Source organism: Thermococcus henrietii, from assembly GCF_900198835.1.
GTDB classification, from domain to species: Archaea; Methanobacteriota_B; Thermococci; order Thermococcales; family Thermococcaceae; genus Thermococcus; species Thermococcus henrietii.
In genome coordinates, this window is sequence record NZ_LT900021.1 from 652562 (window position 1) to 666224 (window position 13663).

19 protein-coding genes are annotated in these 13663 nt (G+C 57.1%); 11 read left to right on the forward strand and 8 right to left on the reverse strand.

Annotation, left to right across the window (positions count from 1 at the left end):
- Window positions 1–32: 32 nt before the first annotated feature.
- On the forward strand, window positions 33–293 hold the full coding sequence (locus CS910_RS03625; protein WP_145955349.1) for a hypothetical protein: 261 nt from the start codon (window positions 33–35) through the stop codon (window positions 291–293).
- An 82-nt stretch (window positions 294–375) separates the two neighbouring features.
- Entirely contained in the window at window positions 376–2283 is a 1908-nt protein-coding gene (gene iorA, locus CS910_RS03630; RefSeq protein WP_099209780.1) for an indolepyruvate ferredoxin oxidoreductase subunit alpha, read from the forward strand.
- Window positions 2284–2288: 5 nt separating this feature from the next.
- Here iorA and CS910_RS03635 read toward each other — a convergent pair whose 3' ends face one another.
- A complete protein-coding gene (locus CS910_RS03635; RefSeq protein ID WP_099209781.1) occupies window positions 2289–2972 on the reverse strand; it encodes a DUF4152 family protein in 684 nt (227 codons plus the stop codon).
- A gap of 64 nt (window positions 2973–3036) precedes the next feature.
- On the opposite strand from CS910_RS03635, the gene CS910_RS03640 reads away from it, so the two are divergent.
- Complete coding sequence (locus tag CS910_RS03640; RefSeq protein ID WP_099209782.1) at window positions 3037–3411, forward strand: hypothetical protein; 375 nt, start codon at window positions 3037–3039, stop codon at window positions 3409–3411.
- A 6-nt stretch (window positions 3412–3417) separates the two neighbouring features.
- Here the strand turns inward: CS910_RS03640 and CS910_RS03645 are convergent, their stop codons facing one another.
- Entirely contained in the window at window positions 3418–3735 is a 318-nt protein-coding gene (locus CS910_RS03645) for a hypothetical protein (protein ID WP_099209783.1), read from the reverse strand.
- A 46-nt stretch (window positions 3736–3781) separates the two neighbouring features.
- On the opposite strand from CS910_RS03645, the gene CS910_RS03650 reads away from it, so the two are divergent.
- Window positions 3782–4819, forward strand: coding sequence for an AI-2E family transporter (locus tag CS910_RS03650; RefSeq protein ID WP_099209784.1), 1038 nt, complete (start codon window positions 3782–3784; stop codon window positions 4817–4819).
- Here the strand turns inward: CS910_RS03650 and CS910_RS03655 are convergent.
- Together CS910_RS03655 and CS910_RS03660 are read right to left on the reverse strand one after the other, a co-directional pair.
- The gene (locus tag CS910_RS03655; protein ID WP_099209785.1) at window positions 4755–5291 is read right to left on the reverse strand and encodes a nicotinamidase; all 537 of its coding nucleotides are present in this window, start codon (window positions 5289–5291) and stop codon (window positions 4755–4757) included. The two genes, CS910_RS03650 and CS910_RS03655, sit on opposite strands and share 65 nt — an antisense overlap.
- Before the next feature lie 46 nt (window positions 5292–5337).
- The gene (locus tag CS910_RS03660) at window positions 5338–5742 is read right to left on the reverse strand and encodes a DUF2240 family protein (protein WP_317450595.1); all 405 of its coding nucleotides are present in this window, start codon (window positions 5740–5742) and stop codon (window positions 5338–5340) included.
- A 45-nt stretch (window positions 5743–5787) separates the two neighbouring features.
- Here CS910_RS03660 and CS910_RS03665 point away from each other — a divergent pair, with 45 nt between their 5' ends.
- Window positions 5788–6174 (forward strand): hotdog fold thioesterase, encoded by a 387-nt coding sequence (locus CS910_RS03665; protein ID WP_099209787.1) that lies wholly within the window; start codon window positions 5788–5790, stop codon window positions 6172–6174.
- Here the strand turns inward: CS910_RS03665 and CS910_RS03670 are convergent.
- Window positions 6144–6959, reverse strand: a complete 816-nt coding sequence (locus CS910_RS03670; RefSeq protein WP_099209788.1) for a TrmB family transcriptional regulator — start codon at window positions 6957–6959, stop codon at window positions 6144–6146. The genes CS910_RS03665 and CS910_RS03670 overlap by 31 nt on opposite strands.
- A gap of 82 nt (window positions 6960–7041) precedes the next feature.
- On the opposite strand from CS910_RS03670, the gene CS910_RS03675 reads away from it, so the two are divergent.
- The 5 genes from CS910_RS03675 to CS910_RS03695 all read left to right on the forward strand — a co-directional run bounded on the left by CS910_RS03675 (window position 7042) and on the right by CS910_RS03695 (window position 11397).
- On the forward strand, window positions 7042–7761 hold the full coding sequence (locus tag CS910_RS03675; RefSeq protein WP_099209789.1) for an ABC transporter ATP-binding protein: 720 nt from the start codon (window positions 7042–7044) through the stop codon (window positions 7759–7761).
- Window positions 7758–8816 carry an ABC transporter permease gene (locus tag CS910_RS03680; protein WP_099209790.1) on the forward strand — a complete coding sequence of 353 codons (1059 nt, stop codon included), beginning with the start codon at window positions 7758–7760 and terminating at the stop codon, window positions 8814–8816. The genes CS910_RS03675 and CS910_RS03680 overlap by 4 nt, the downstream gene beginning before the upstream one ends.
- 49 nt (window positions 8817–8865) lie before the next feature.
- Complete coding sequence (locus CS910_RS03685) at window positions 8866–9153, forward strand: PadR family transcriptional regulator (RefSeq protein ID WP_099209791.1); 288 nt, start codon at window positions 8866–8868, stop codon at window positions 9151–9153.
- Window positions 9154–9155: 2 nt separating this feature from the next.
- Window positions 9156–10322 (forward strand): MFS transporter, encoded by a 1167-nt coding sequence (locus tag CS910_RS03690; protein WP_099209792.1) that lies wholly within the window; start codon window positions 9156–9158, stop codon window positions 10320–10322.
- 88 nt (window positions 10323–10410) lie between these two features.
- Entirely contained in the window at window positions 10411–11397 is a 987-nt protein-coding gene (locus CS910_RS03695; RefSeq protein ID WP_099209793.1) for an asparaginase, read from the forward strand.
- On the opposite strand, the gene CS910_RS03700 is transcribed toward CS910_RS03695, so the two are convergent.
- Complete coding sequence (locus CS910_RS03700) at window positions 11381–11593, reverse strand: hypothetical protein (protein ID WP_042692738.1); 213 nt, start codon at window positions 11591–11593, stop codon at window positions 11381–11383. The genes CS910_RS03695 and CS910_RS03700 overlap by 17 nt on opposite strands.
- A 40-nt stretch (window positions 11594–11633) precedes the next feature.
- On the reverse strand, window positions 11634–11888 hold the full coding sequence (locus CS910_RS03705) for a hypothetical protein (RefSeq protein ID WP_099209794.1): 255 nt from the start codon (window positions 11886–11888) through the stop codon (window positions 11634–11636).
- Window positions 11889–12088: 200 nt separating this feature from the next.
- Here CS910_RS03705 and CS910_RS03710 point away from each other — a divergent pair, with 200 nt between their 5' ends.
- Window positions 12089–12820: a helix-turn-helix domain-containing protein gene (locus CS910_RS03710; protein ID WP_099209795.1), complete on the forward strand. Its 732-nt coding sequence runs from the start codon at window positions 12089–12091 to the stop codon at window positions 12818–12820.
- Here the strand turns inward: CS910_RS03710 and CS910_RS03715 are convergent.
- A complete protein-coding gene (locus CS910_RS03715; protein WP_099209796.1) occupies window positions 12817–13599 on the reverse strand; it encodes a 4-phosphopantoate--beta-alanine ligase in 783 nt (260 codons plus the stop codon). The two genes, CS910_RS03710 and CS910_RS03715, sit on opposite strands and share 4 nt — an antisense overlap.
- Window positions 13600–13663: the final 64 nt, after the last annotated feature.

Sequence of the window (13663 nt, forward strand, 5' to 3'; positions counted from 1 at the left end):
GGTATTTAAGGGGTTCGGAGAAACACTTAACGGTGCCGAAAATGGACGGTGCAACGTTTATGGAGCGCTACGGCTACGGAATCCTGCTGGCCGTGGCGGTGATAGTCATCGTCGTGGTTCTCGCATCGGTCTTCGCGCTGATTACCGGAGTGGTGGCGGAGTTCGGAACGGCCTTCGCGGTCATCGTTCTGGTTGGTGTCCTGCTCTACGTCCTGATGAGTCGCAGAAAGGCCGTTGACGTGAACGCCGAGGAGAGGCGCAAGATTTACGAACGGGGCGAAAAACCCCTCTGAGCTTTGAAATTTTTTCGGTTATCTTCCTCGAGGATTGAAGGCAGAGTTTTAACCTCCCGGCCCAACCCACTACGGTGGTGACATGGAGGCGGTTAAGGCTTACCCTTCTGATTCGGCCGATGTAAAAGGCGAAAGGCGAGAGAAGAAGCTTCTCATGGGAAACGAGGCGATAGCCTACGGCGCCCTCGAAAGCGGTGTCGTTTTCGCCACAGGCTACCCCGGGACGCCATCAACCGAAGTCATCGAGACGATAGCGAGGCTCAAGCCTGAAGTCTTCGCCGAGTGGGCGCCCAACGAGAAGGTCGCGCTGGAGGAGGCCGCGGGGGTGGCCTACACGGGCTTGAGGGCTCTCGTGACAATGAAGTGCGTCGGTTTGAACGTGGCAGCGGACCCGCTTATGAGCCTCGCCTATTCAGGCGTCGAAGGCGGTCTCGTAATCCTCGTGGCGGACGACCCGGGACCACATACAAGCCAGACGGAGCAGGACGACCGCTACTACGGCAAGCTCTCGCTTCTGCCGGTCCTTGAGCCTGCCGACCCGCAGGAGGCCCACGACCTGATTAAGTACGCCTACGAGCTGAGCGAGAAGTACAAGGTCCCGGTCATCTTCAGGACAACAACCAGGGTTAACCACACGACCGCCGATGTGGAGGTCGGGGAGTTCATCGAACTCGACAGGAAGCCCGTCTTCAAGAAGGACATCGAGCGCTATGTTAGAGCCAGCATGGAAGGCAACAGGAAGAGGCACAGGTGGCTCAACGAGACCCTGGCGAAGATAGAGGAAGAGTTCAACTCGATGCCCTTCAACTGGGTCGAGGGGAGCGGTAGAATTGGAATAATCGTCGAGGGCGCGCCCTACAACTACGTGAAGGAGGTTCTTCCGAAAATTGGGGAGGACCTCAAGGTCCTCAAGCTCTCAACGCCCCACCCGCTCCCGAGGAAGCTCGTCGTTGATTTCCTCAAAACCGTTGATTTCGCGATTGTAATCGAGGACGGCGCGCCGTTCCTCGAGGAGGAGGTCAAGATAGTCGCTTACGAGGCTGGCTTGAATGTTCCAATCTACGGCAAGAGAACCGGGCATCTGCCCCTTGAGGGCGAGCTCACACCGAGCCTCGTCAGAAACGCCCTCCTCAGGCTAATTGGTGAAAGCGAAGAAACCTACGAGAAGCCGGAGGAGGTAAAGCTCGCCGAAAGCCTCGCCCCGAAGAGACCGCCGGTAATGTGCCCCGGCTGTCCGCACAGGGGAAGCTACAGGGCCGCTTTAGATGCCCTCCGCGACCTCAAGCTCGGCCGCTACTCGGTCCCCATTCACGGCGACATAGGCTGTTACGCCCTATCGCTCCTCCCGCCGCTCGAGGCCATCTGGACCGAGTACGTCATGGGCGCGAGCATAAGCCTTGCCAACGGCCAGAGCGTGGCAATGAACAAGAAGATAATCGCGACAATCGGTGACTCGACGTTCTTCCACAACGGAATTCAGCCGCTGGTAGATGCCGTCTACAAGAACCTGAACGTTCTGGTGATGATACTCGACAACAGGACGACGGCGATGACCGGCCACCAGCCGCACCCGGGAACCGGCGGTAGCGAAACCGGCAGGAAGTTCAACGAGATTGACATCGAGGCTTTGGTTAAGGCGCTTGGCGTCAAGTACGTCAAAACCGTTGACCCCTACGACCTCAAGGCCACGAGGGAGGCCATAAAGGAGGCCATGCAGGTGGAAGGGCCAGCCGTCATAATAGCGAAGCGCGAGTGCGTCATTCCCGTCATAAGGCGCGGTGAGATAGGCGAGATACCGCTCGTCGTCGAGGACAAGTGCACCGGCTGCAAGGCGTGCATACTCCTGACCGGCTGTCCGGCGCTCGTCTACGACCCGGAGACCAACAAGGTGCGCATAGACAGCCTGCTCTGTACGGGCTGTGGCGTCTGCAACCAGACGTGCCCGTTCGACGCCATAAAGTTCCCGAGCGAGCTGGAGAAGGGGGCTTAGCCCCCTTACTCTCTCCAAACCTCCAGAACCATGAAGCGCCTGACGAGCGGATTCGGGTAGAGTTCCCAGCCGATTCCCTCTGTCTCCGCTTCAATTTCCCCGAAGAGACCGCCCTCGCGCGGGTCGAGGCTCTCACCGTAGATTTTTCCGGGCCTTATTTCGACTTTCATGTAGCGCGGGAGGCCGACGATGGCTTTCCCCTCCTTCCTCGCGTACTCGATGGCCCACTTTGCCGTGTACAGGCCGGCGTAGATTTCCGCTACTCTGACCGGGACGCTCGACTTGCCGATGGCGATTATCTCTATCCCCGTCTCCTCCCAGAACTTCTTGGCTAAGGGCTGGAGGTCCTTCGCGAGGTCTTTCCATACCTCCTTTCCGCGGTCGGTTATCGTTAAGGCGTCAATGGTCGGCTCGTCGAGCTTTCTCACCTCTATCCCGCCGATTGTCGAGTCAAGGTGAATGACGTCCGGTTTGACCTCCCTTGCAAGCTCAACCGCGAGGAACGCCTCGTCCCTGATGGCCTGCCTTCCGCTCATGTCGTAGTCGAAGGGGTTGGCGTACTTCACCCTGCTGAGCGTCGCGGTTCTGTAGGGCTTCTCAACCAGCACTGCAGCAGTTGCAATGAGTCCTATCGGCTCGTAGTCCTCGGTTAGTAGGGCCCCACCCGTGTCGGCTGAAACAATCCTCATGGCAACCACCGTTAACGACCAATTACCGATATACCCTCAGGTCCAAATACCTATGGTGAGACCGATGGATAGGACAGTTTATGAAGCTTTGGGGAAGTACGTTGACAGCTTATCAAACTCCCTGTACCTGGGCACGAGCCGGGGGACGGTTTACCTCGAGGACGAGCCTGTAACCCCGGAGGATGTAAGGCTCTCGCTCTTCTTCTCGGGAAAATCAATAGAGATAAGCTCCCTGTGGGGCAGGGAAAATCATGGGGCGCTCTATTTAAGGGGCTCTCCCAAGGTTCGCTTCCGCTCCGGAAGGATTGAGCTGCTCTTTCTCACGAGAAAGGGTCATGTCCTCGTCCGGCTCAGGGCAGGCAGGGGCTTTGCCAAGGTCCTCGCGAACACTGCCTCCCAGTGTAGCGGGGGCATTGGCTCGCTCTGGGTCAGAGGCTGAGTCTCGTCACCGCTCGGAACTCGGCAAACTCATCATCCCCTTCAGTTCTTTCAGCTCTTCCCTTAAAGCTCTTGCCGTTTCTTCGCTTCCCGTGAGGGAGGAATACTTTCTCAGGGCCTCCTCGAGCTCTGGCCATTTTCCGAGGAAACCGCTGAGCCTCTCGGCCGGAACGAGCATGCCAGTTTCCCTGTAAACCACCAGCGCGCCGAGCGTTTTCAGAGCGTCGAGAAGGGCCTCGAAGGCCTCGCCGTACCTGCCCTCGTCCATCAGTCTCTCGCCTTTCTCAAGGCATGAGCTGAACCTCTCAACCAGCGCCTCCTCCATACGACCACCGGCGGGTTTTTATAGTCGGGGCTAATAAACCCTTGGGATGAAGGCCGAGGAACTCGTCTGGGGCGCGGTCGTAGCAATAATCCTCTACGTAACCTGGAGGGTAGTCAATCCACTCGTAACTCCCATATTCTTTGGCTTTGTCTTGGCCTACGCCTCATATCCACTTCAGCGCAGGCTCTCTGTAAAGCTCGGAAAGAAGCGCTCCGCCCTCGTGATAAGCCTTTCAATGCTCGTCTTCGGTGGGGCACTGACGCTGGAACTCCTCCTCGTCTCGGTTCAGGTCCTCATGTCATTCTACGAGGGCATCGTGAACGTCTTCAACTGGCTCCTGACCCTTCCTCTTCCTCTGGATGTCCTCAACTTCCTCCAGCACTTTCAGGACCAGGCCGTCCCCAAGATAGCCGATTACCTCTCACGGCAGGCGTTCTCCCTGCCTTCCTACCTCCTCCAGCTCTTCGTGTTCTTTTTCACCTACTACTACGCCCTCGCCTACGGGGAGGAAATCCGGGCCCAGATATACGCTCTCCTGCCGGATAAGAACCGCGAACTCGGCGAGGAAATCTTACGGAGCGTGAACAAAACCCTCTCTGCCCTCGTTAGAGCATGGCTCCTCCTCAACGTGGCCAAGGGAATCCTGATGACAATCGGCTTCATAGTCTTCCGCGTCTCAGACCTCTACACGGCCATAGTCGCCGGTTTCCTGACGTTCGCCTTTTCCTTCGTCCCCCTCTTCGAGGGCTGGATGATTTGGCTCGCGGCGGCGATATACTTTGCGGTCAAAGGCGCTTATCTACACGCCCTTGGAATAGCGCTCTACGGCTTCTTCCTCGTCTCCCCGATGCCCGACTACACGATAAGGCCCATGCTTGTGGCGAGAGACGCGAAGCTCGACGAGACCCTCGTGTTCATCGGAATGATTGGCGGAACCTGGGCGATGGGGCTGAAGGGTCTCATAATAGGGCCAATCGTTTTAAACCTGCTCCTCGTCCTCCTGAAAGAGTGGAAAAGGTTCACAGAATCTTCACGCCGACTCTCTCAAGCTCCTCAAGAGCTTTCTTCTCGTCCTCCGGGTTGATGCCCTTGACCGCGTCGCTCAGAAGGTAGACCTCGAAGCCGTGCTTCACGGCGTCCAAAGCCGTCGCCCTGACGCAGTACTCCGTCGCAACACCGCAGACGTAAACCCTCTTAACGCCCTTCTCCCTGAGTATTTCTGCCAAGTTCGTCCCCTCGAAGCCGGAGTAGGCTTCCTTGTCTGGCTCGGTGGCCTTGGAGATTATCACCGCGTCCTCTGGCAACTCGACGACGAACTCCGCCCCCTCAGTTCCCTGAACGCAGTGCTTCGGCCACGGCCCTCCCTGTTCCTTGAAGCTGATGTGGTTTTCCGGGTGCCAGTCGCGCGTCGCCACTATCAGCGCTCCCTTTTCCTTGAACTTTCTGATGTACTCGTTGACCTTCGGAATTATCTTGTCGCCGTCGGGAACCGGCAACGCTCCACCGGGCATGAAATCCCTCTGCATGTCCACAACGATGAGAGCCTCCTCGGGCATGGGCGTCACCACTTACAGAATCGAGGTGGAGGTTAATAAGAGTTAATCAGACGTCAATCCTGTCCCTGAATTTTGACATGTCAACGCCCTTCTCAAGGCCGAAGAGGTAAGCCAGAATCCGCTCGTCCAGGTCGCCGTAGCGCTCGCGCAGTGCCTTTATCCCCTCCATTACCTCAAGCTCCGTCCAGCCAAGGGCCCTCGCTATGTGGACGACCATCTCCCCGAGCAGGTTTTCCGGCTTCTCTGCCTCCTTAAGGGCCTCAATCCTCGCGTGGAGCTTTCCCTCGCGCTCCTCCAGGAGACCCTCCTTAATCCACTCCTCAATCACCGCCTTTGCCTCACTTACCGAGAAGCGTCTGAGCCGGAAGCTCAGGATTCCGACCAGCTCGCTCCTCGTGAACTCGGTTGAGCCATTGACCTGGACTGCTTCCTTGAGCGGGTGCATAGGCATCAAGCTTTTTAGGGCTCTCGGATAGATAAACTTTTGGTGTGGGAAATGGAGCAGAGGACGCACAGGCTTACCTCTGAGAGGCTCGTCGGAAGGCCGCTGAAAATCGAGCCCGGGAAAGCTGAGGTCGAGCTTTTAACTACTGAGGAGATGGCGGTTGACGAGTACGGCCTCGTTCACGGCGGCTTTACCTTTGGACTGGCAGACTACGCGGCTATGCTCGCAGTGAACGAGCCCACCGTTGTCCTCGGAAAGGCCGAGGTGAAGTTCTTGAAACCTGTTAAGGCCGGTGAGAGGCTGATGGCCAAGGCAGAGGTAATCGAAGACCTTGGACGTAAAAAGCTGGTCAAAGCAGAGGTCTCCAACGAGAAGAACGAGAGGGTCTTTGAGGGAACGTTCCACTGCTACGTCCTTGAAAGGCACGTGCTTGAATAGCCGTCCAGCTTCCTGAGGTAGTACTCCACGACCTCCCTCTGGATTACGGGGATGAAGGGTATCTTCACGAGGATGCCCTTGATTCCGCCTTCCTCGTAGACGAGGAGAGACTCCCGGGAGTCCCTGACGAAGAGGCCCTTCACGACGTAGCGCTCCCCTGTGGAGAAGAGGGCCCTCGCAACCGCCTCCATGAAGTCCCTTGGCTCGCCTTCAAGGACCTTTGAGAGGGGGAGATAGTAGACTTCGCCAAGCTCCTCAAGTCTGCTCTCACGGAAGGCCTTCCTCGTGAGTATGAGGATTTTTGGAGTTATTCCTTTCTCCTTCGCCCTCTCAAAGGCCCTCCTGAACTTCAAGACGAGGGCAGGTTCCATAAACGTCGCCACGAACTCTTCTTCGGTTTCTCCAGCGAGCTCCTCGGCGCGGCTCCTAACGCTCCACTCACCCTGGAGGTACCACACGGGGAGCCACTCCTCCTGCCTCTCCTTCTGGTGGCTCTTGAGCATTATTATCGCCTCCTCCGCCGAGCGAATGTAGTCGTCCCTGAGCGACGCTATCACCTTCTCGGGCTCAACCGCCCTGAAGTACGCCGGACTGCCCTCGCTGACCTCAACGAAGCCCCTCTCGTGGAGCCTCTTCAGGACGTCGTAGACCCTGGGCCTCGGGACGCCGCTCTCTTTGGCTATCTCGCTCGCCTTCGCGGGCCCGGTGATGACGAGGGCCGCGTAGACCCTCGCCTCGTACTCCTTCAGGCCAAGCCTCATCAGCCTCTCAACGAGCTCCTCCATGGGACCACCCTTTAAAATTTGTAACTCTTTCAGTTACAACATCCTTATATCCCTTTTCCCGGAAGTGAACTCGGTGGTGGCGATGCCCGCCCTCGTTGTTAAGGAGCTCAGAAAGAGCTACGGGGACTTTGAGGCCGTCAGGGGGCTCTCCTTCGAGGTTGAAAGGGGAGAGATATTCGGTCTCATCGGACCGAACGGGGCAGGGAAGACGACAACGATAAAGACAATAGTCGGACTTCTGAAGCCGGATTCCGGCGAAATTGAACTTTTAGGCAGGAAAATGCCGAACAAAGAAGTTTTGGCCAGGGTCGGCTACATGCCGCAGGAGCTGGCCCTCTACCTGAACCTCACCGTCGAGGAGAACCTGTGGTTCTACTCCCGCCTCTACGGTCTCCCCCGAGAGGAGTTCGAGAGAAGGAAGGAGGAGGTGCTGAGGTTCGTGGGGCTTGAGAAGTTCCGGGACAGGCTCGTTGCCGAGCTCAGCGGCGGGATGCAGAGGAGGGCCTCCCTCGCCTGTGCGCTGGTGCACGAACCCGAGTTTCTAATCCTCGATGAACCCACCGTGGGGGTCGACCCGGGGCTGAGGGCAAGCTTCTGGAGGTACTTCCGCGAGCTGACCGATGGCGGCGCTTCAATCCTTATAACGACGCACTACATGGACGAGGCCGTAAACTGCGACCGCGTTGCGATTGTGATTGCCGGAAGGGTCCTCGTCACGGCGACTCCTGAGGAGATTATGGCTGAGACCGGCTCGGCAACGCTCGAAGAGGCCGTTCTAAAGCTCACGGGGGTGAAAGGATGAACTCGGGAAGGGTTTTGGCCGTGGCGAGGAGGAGCCTGCTGGAGCTGAGGCACGATAAGAGGCTCCTGAGCTACGCCCTAATCACGCCGATTGTCCTCATGGTGCTCTTCGGCTTGGCCTTCGGCGGCCACGTCCACGACGTTAAGGTGGTCGTCGTCAACGACGACGGAAGCTTCGGCTCCGAGTTCATTGGGAACCTCAACGCGAGCACGTTCTCTGTTTCGAGGGCGGAAACCTTGGGGGATGCCCTGAAAGAGCTGAGAGAGGGGAAGTGCTGGGCCGTCATCTACTTCCCGGAGAATCCCGGGGAAATCAGGGTCTACCTCGACAGGAGCAACACTTACATAGCCGACGCCGTCGTTTCGGGCATCAACGCTGCGCTCATGAGAACCCTCGAGGAGAACGGCCTCAGACTGCCGGTCAGGGTCAGCTACAATGCCGTGTACGGAAGGAACGCCAAGTTCATGGACACGTTCCTGCCGGGCGTCATGTCGCTCGCGGTGTTCCTAATCTCGACGGTGCTCTCAATCCTGTCCTTCATAGGTGAGAGGAACCTCGGAACGCTCGACAGGGCCCTGGCGAGCCCATTGAGTGAGGGAGAGGTGGTCCTCGGCTACTCGATAGCATCGGGCGTGATAGGGACAATCCAGGCGGCGATAATGCTCGCCATAGCGGTCTTCGGCTTCGGAGTGAACGTTGAGGGGAGCCTCTTCTTGGCCTTCGCCCTCGTGGCGCTCCTGGCAATCGTCGGCGTCAACCTCGGGATACTCCTCTCCAACCTCGCCCGGAACGAGGCGCAGGCGGTCCAGTTCGTCCCGATGATAGTCGTCCCCACGTTTCTGCTGTCGGGCATCTTCTGGCCGGTGGAGGCCATACCAAAGTACCTCCGGCCCTTCTCCTATCTGCTCCCCCCGACGTACGCGGTGGATTCCCTCAGGTCGGTCATGATTCGCGGCTGGGGGCTCGATAGGATATGGGGTGACGTGGCCGTTCTTCTCGGCTTTGGGGTTCTCTTCCTCGGCCTGGCGGTGCTCAACATGAAGCGCCGCCGCTGAGCCAAAATTTTTTATACCCAAATATCGCATCTCGATATCGGTGTTCGATATGAAGTACCGCGACTTCCTAACGCTCCACGTCCTCCACCACGCGAGGGAAGGTGTCACAGGCAGTTTTATGATGGAAGAACTTGGGAGACACGGCTACAAACTCAGTCCGGGCACGATTTATCCCCTCCTCCACGAGCTCGAGCGGAAGGGCCTCCTCACGAGCAGGGAAGAGGTTCGGAACGGGAGGAGAGTTAGGGTCTACACGATAACGGAAAGGGGCCTTAGGGCCCTTGAAGAGGGGAAAGAGAAGCTGAGGGAGCTCTGTGAGGAACTCCTGGGGGAGTGAACATGGAGAAGGAGCGGAAGGTCTTCGGAATCAGCTGGAACGTCTTTCTCCTCGGAATCGTCAGCTTCCTCAACGACATGAGCAGTGAGATGATAGCGCCGATAGTTCCGGCTTACCTGACCGAGGTTCTCAAAGTCGGGAAGCTCGCGGGCGGTTCGATAATGGGCCTCATCGAGAGCGCGAGTTCGCTCTTCAAGGTGGTTTTCGGCTACTTCAGCGACCGTTTTAGGAAGCGCAAGGCCTTCGTGTTCACAGGTTACGCGCTCTCGACGCTCTCCAAGGGTCTTCTCGCCTTCTCCCGCGGCTGGCTCGACTTCCTCACGTTGAGACTTCTAGACAGAACCGGGAAGGGAATACGAACGGCTCCGCGCGACGCGCTCATTGCCGAATCGAGCAACGGAAAAACTGGAAAATCCTTCGGCTTCCACAGGATGATGGACACCCTTGGGGCTGTCGCGGGTCCCCTCGTGGCGGTTCTGCTAATCGGGCTCCTCTCCTACCTGCCGAGGGAAACCCTCTACCGGAGGATTTTCCTCCTCTCCGCCGTCCCGGGCCTTCTCTCGCTCCTCATAATAGCGCTCTTCGTCAAGGACAGGGGCGGGGAAGTTAAGAGGAAGATAGCCGCTATTTCGTCGCTGAGGAGCCGTTCCCTTCAGCTCTTCCTTGCGGTTGTCGCCGTAGGAACCCTCGGCAGGTACAGCTACGCCTTCACCCTCTGGAAGGCCGAGGAGCTTGGCTACACGGTTCTTCAGGGCTCTGCCTTCTACGCGCTCTTCAACCTCATCTACGCCCTCTCAGCTTATCCGATAGGCGTTTACTCGGACAGGGTGAGCAAGAAGGCCCTAATCGGCGTTGGCTTCCTCCTCTCGGCCCTCGCAAGCCTGTGCTTTGCCTTCGCGAGGGACTTGACACTTTTGCTCCTCGCCTTCGTCGTCTACGGCCTCTACATGGCGGTGATTGACACGGTTCCGAGGGCGTACATGGCTGAGCTGGCAGGGGAGGGCGAGAAGGGGACGGTTATAGGTGCCTACCACACTGTGGTTGGAGTGTTCGCCTTCCCGGCCTCGCTGATTGCCGGCTACCTCTGGAGCGCCTATTCATTAACCTACAGCTTCCTCTTCGCTTCCGCTATGGCCTTCCTGGCCTTCGTCCTGCTCCAGTTTGATTGACGTTCTGCCAATTTTTTCTGTTCTTTTTTGTTCATTCCCCGTCAAAAAGACTAAAAACTGTGGGGGTCTACTCGGCACGGTGGTGGGAGTGAGGATTCTAATAATCGGCACCGGCGGGACGATAGCGAGCGCGAAGACCGAGAAGGGTTACAAAGCCACGCTGAGCGTCGGCGAGATACTGGAGATGGCCGGGATAGAGGGCGACGGCGTTGAGATAGAGGCGAAGGACATACTCAACCTCGACAGCACGCTGATTCAGCCCGAGGACTGGATAACGATTGGAAAGGCCGTTTTTGAGACCCTGAACGACTACGATGGAATCGTCATAACCCACGGAACGGATACCCTCGCCTACACTTCTTCGGCCCTGAGCTTCATGCTGAGGAACGTCCCGATTCCGGTAGTCCTGACCGGCTCGATGCTCCCCATAACTGAACCCAACAGCGACGCGCCGAGGAACCTGAAAACGGCCTTAACCTTCGCGATGAAGGGCTTTCCTGGGATATACGTCGCTTTCATGGACAAGATAATGCTCGGCACGCGCGTTTCGAAGGTGCACTCCCTCGGCCTCAACGCCTTCCAGAGCATAAACTATCCAGACATTGCTTACATCAAGGGTGAGGAGGTCGTTGTACGGCACAGACCCGAGCTTTCCGCCGGAGAGCCGTCCTTCGACCCGAGGATAGACCCGAACGTCGTCCACGTACGCTTAACTCCAGGCCTTTCCCCGGAGGTCTTTCTCGCGGTTGCGGAGAGGGTTCACGGCATAGTTCTCGAAGGCTACGGCGCCGGGGGAATCCCCTACCGCGGGCGGAACCTCCTCGAGGCCGTCTCAAGGGTCGCCCGCGAAAAACCCGTGGTCATGACGACACAGGCCCTCTACGGTGGCGTTGACCTGACGCGCTACGAAGTTGGCAGAAGGGCCCTCGAGGCCGGCGTTATTCCCGCCGGAGACATGACGAAAGAAGCAACGCTCGTCAAGCTCATGTACGCCCTCGGCAGGACGGGGGAGGTTGAAGAAGTGAGAAGGATAATGGAGAAAAACCTCGCCGGGGAGCTCAGCTCAGCTTTTTGAGCTCCTCGTCGCCTATTATGAGCGGTCTCTCGGCCTCTATGACGTAGCTCAGCTTCCACTCAACCTCTCCCCTGTTCATGAGCTCGGCGTAGCGCTTTGCCTTCTCCTCAGCCTCTTCAAGTGAAGAAGCCTCGACTATTCTCCTCACGTACCACTTTCTGTCTCCAAATCTGAGCTTGAACTCGGCCATGAACATGGGCATCACCGTAGGGGTTTGGTGAGGCGGTATAAAAAATCTAAGGTTCAGCAGCCAGATACTTCCCGTCCCGTTCAAATGCCTCGAAGACCTTTCCTCCTTCTTTCGTTTTCAGCTCGACTAGGACCTTTTTGGGAACCTGTTCGACATCAACCTCAACCCTCTGATTGCTCAGTACTTGAATGAACGCATCGCCGAGTCTCTCAAATTCGAAAACAAGGTTTCCGTCTTCCCATTTAGTACTGCGGAAGTTCACTCCGCCCATTCTAAAAGTTACCTCAAGAACTACCTTCAAAGCTTTCACCAGGATAAATAGTGGAGGGGGGTTAAAAGGGTTTCCTCAACAATGCGGTACTGGCCGTTACATTTTTCTTTTGAAAGCCTCGCCCTTTAGGGCGGGGAGGAGGTCAGAGGGACCTCGGAGTAAAGCACTAGCCTTAAGATGCTTTCAGCAATTGCCGAAAGGCTTATAACCCATTACGGGTAGTAACGTTCATGCTGGAGAAAGAGAAGGAAGCGCTCGCAAAGCGTATTGCAGGTGAGATAACACTCTCTTCTGACCCCGGAAAGACTATGCGGAAGTGGCGTGAAATCTTTGGAATAAGCCAAACTGAGCTGGCCGAGCATCTAGGGGTTTCCTCCTCGGTTATCAGCGACTATGAAGGAGGGAGAAGGAAGAGCCCCGGTGCCTCTACGATACGGAAGTTCGTTGAGGCCCTCTTGGAGATAGACGAAAAGCGCGGCGGGAACGTCATCAAGGCATTCAGCAAAACGATAGAGGGTGAGCTTCCCACTAGTGCAATCCTCGACATAAGGGAGTTTGCAATTCCAGTAAAGATTTCGGACGTCGTCGAGGCCGTTCGGGGAGAGGTCGTTGCCAATCCACATCTCCTCGACAGACGCATCTACGGCTACACCGTCGTTGACAGCATAAGAGCCATCCTCGAGATGAGCAGTGAGGAGTTCCTCAAGCTCTACGGCTGGACCACGGAGAGGGCCCTCGTTTTCACGAAGGTAACTACCGGGAGAAGCCCTATGATAGCCGTTCGCGTTCAGGGGTTGAAGCCGGCTGTGATAATCCTCCACGGCGTCGAGAGACTTGATGAGCTGGCGGTCAAGCTTGCGGAGCGCGAAGGTGTTCCCCTCGTTGTGTCAAAGGCATCGGGAGAAACCGAACTTATAAACTCCCTCAGAAAACTTGTTGAAAAAACGGAAAAGGAATTTTAAATCTCCTTCTTCCTCCATACTCCCCCTTCCGCGAGCTCGGTTAGCCTGTTCCTTATGTGCACCAGAACGTCGCTCAGCGTTTTCCCGTTGTCGTAGGACTTCACTATTCTTTCAAGCTCTTCCCTCGGAAGGTCCTTCATCTCGTTCGCCAGCTCTATCATCCTCGGGTACGCTCTAACGATGTTGTCGACTATCGTTACGTCCGCCATCCTTGCGCTCCTTGAGAGGGGGTTCAGGTCAACGGTAACAACGAACTTGCCCATCCTCACGAGCGCCTCCGTCCTGTCGCCGTCCTCGAGCGGGACGAGAACCACGTCTGCCCTCCAGATGCCGTTTTCATCGACCTTTCCGCGCTCGTGCTCAAGGCCCGGAATCCTCTTCGTCGGGTTTATCCCGAGTATTTCCATCTCAGGGTCGTACTTCCGGAGCTCTCGCTCTATGGCTCTAACGCGCTCCTCAGTCCGGTAGAAGAGGTTTATCTCGAGCCTCGCGTTGAGGGCCTTCGCCAGCTCAATCGTCTCCTTTGGAACGAGCGCCGCGACGTTGCCGTTCACCGAGATTACGGGCCACTCTGCAAGCAGGAACTTGGCAACCGCCACTCTCATCGCCCTTTCCGCCGGCTCTATCGTCTTCTCCCCGATGAGGTAGTCAAAGGCCTCCCCGCGTCCGTGGGCGATTAGACCTGCTTTGGCAGTCATTCCCTTCTCCATACCCTCGATGATTTTCTCGCGGTAGTACAGGCTCCAGTAGCGTGGGTGACTCTTGGGAATCTTAACCATTCCAACCACCGGAGGCCTTTCTCCCAAGCCCTAATAAACCTGTCCCAACTGGCCCCACAGAAAA

Bases quoted from the DNA above. Each gene is read 5' to 3' on its own strand.
- iorA (WP_099209780.1), top strand. From the start codon at position 376: ATGGAGGCGGTTAAGGCTTACCCTTCTGATTCGGCCGATGTAAAAGGC.
- CS910_RS03635 (WP_099209781.1), bottom strand. From the start codon at position 2,972: ATGAGGATTGTTTCAGCCGACACGGGTGGGGCCCTACTAACCGAGGAC.
- CS910_RS03640 (WP_099209782.1), top strand. From the start codon at position 3,037: ATGGATAGGACAGTTTATGAAGCTTTGGGGAAGTACGTTGACAGCTTA.
- CS910_RS03645 (WP_099209783.1), bottom strand. From the start codon at position 3,735: ATGGAGGAGGCGCTGGTTGAGAGGTTCAGCTCATGCCTTGAGAAAGGC.
- CS910_RS03650 (WP_099209784.1), top strand. From the start codon at position 3,782: ATGAAGGCCGAGGAACTCGTCTGGGGCGCGGTCGTAGCAATAATCCTC.
- CS910_RS03655 (WP_099209785.1), bottom strand. From the start codon at position 5,291: ATGCCCGAGGAGGCTCTCATCGTTGTGGACATGCAGAGGGATTTCATG.
- CS910_RS03660 (WP_317450595.1), bottom strand. From the start codon at position 5,742: ATGCCTATGCACCCGCTCAAGGAAGCAGTCCAGGTCAATGGCTCAACC.
- CS910_RS03665 (WP_099209787.1), top strand. From the start codon at position 5,788: ATGGAGCAGAGGACGCACAGGCTTACCTCTGAGAGGCTCGTCGGAAGG.
- CS910_RS03670 (WP_099209788.1), bottom strand. From the start codon at position 6,959: ATGGAGGAGCTCGTTGAGAGGCTGATGAGGCTTGGCCTGAAGGAGTAC.
- CS910_RS03675 (WP_099209789.1), top strand. From the start codon at position 7,042: ATGCCCGCCCTCGTTGTTAAGGAGCTCAGAAAGAGCTACGGGGACTTT.
- CS910_RS03680 (WP_099209790.1), top strand. From the start codon at position 7,758: ATGAACTCGGGAAGGGTTTTGGCCGTGGCGAGGAGGAGCCTGCTGGAG.
- CS910_RS03685 (WP_099209791.1), top strand. From the start codon at position 8,866: ATGAAGTACCGCGACTTCCTAACGCTCCACGTCCTCCACCACGCGAGG.
- CS910_RS03690 (WP_099209792.1), top strand. From the start codon at position 9,156: ATGGAGAAGGAGCGGAAGGTCTTCGGAATCAGCTGGAACGTCTTTCTC.
- CS910_RS03700 (WP_042692738.1), bottom strand. From the start codon at position 11,593: ATGTTCATGGCCGAGTTCAAGCTCAGATTTGGAGACAGAAAGTGGTAC.
- CS910_RS03710 (WP_099209795.1), top strand. From the start codon at position 12,089: ATGCTGGAGAAAGAGAAGGAAGCGCTCGCAAAGCGTATTGCAGGTGAG.
- CS910_RS03715 (WP_099209796.1), bottom strand. From the start codon at position 13,599: ATGGTTAAGATTCCCAAGAGTCACCCACGCTACTGGAGCCTGTACTAC.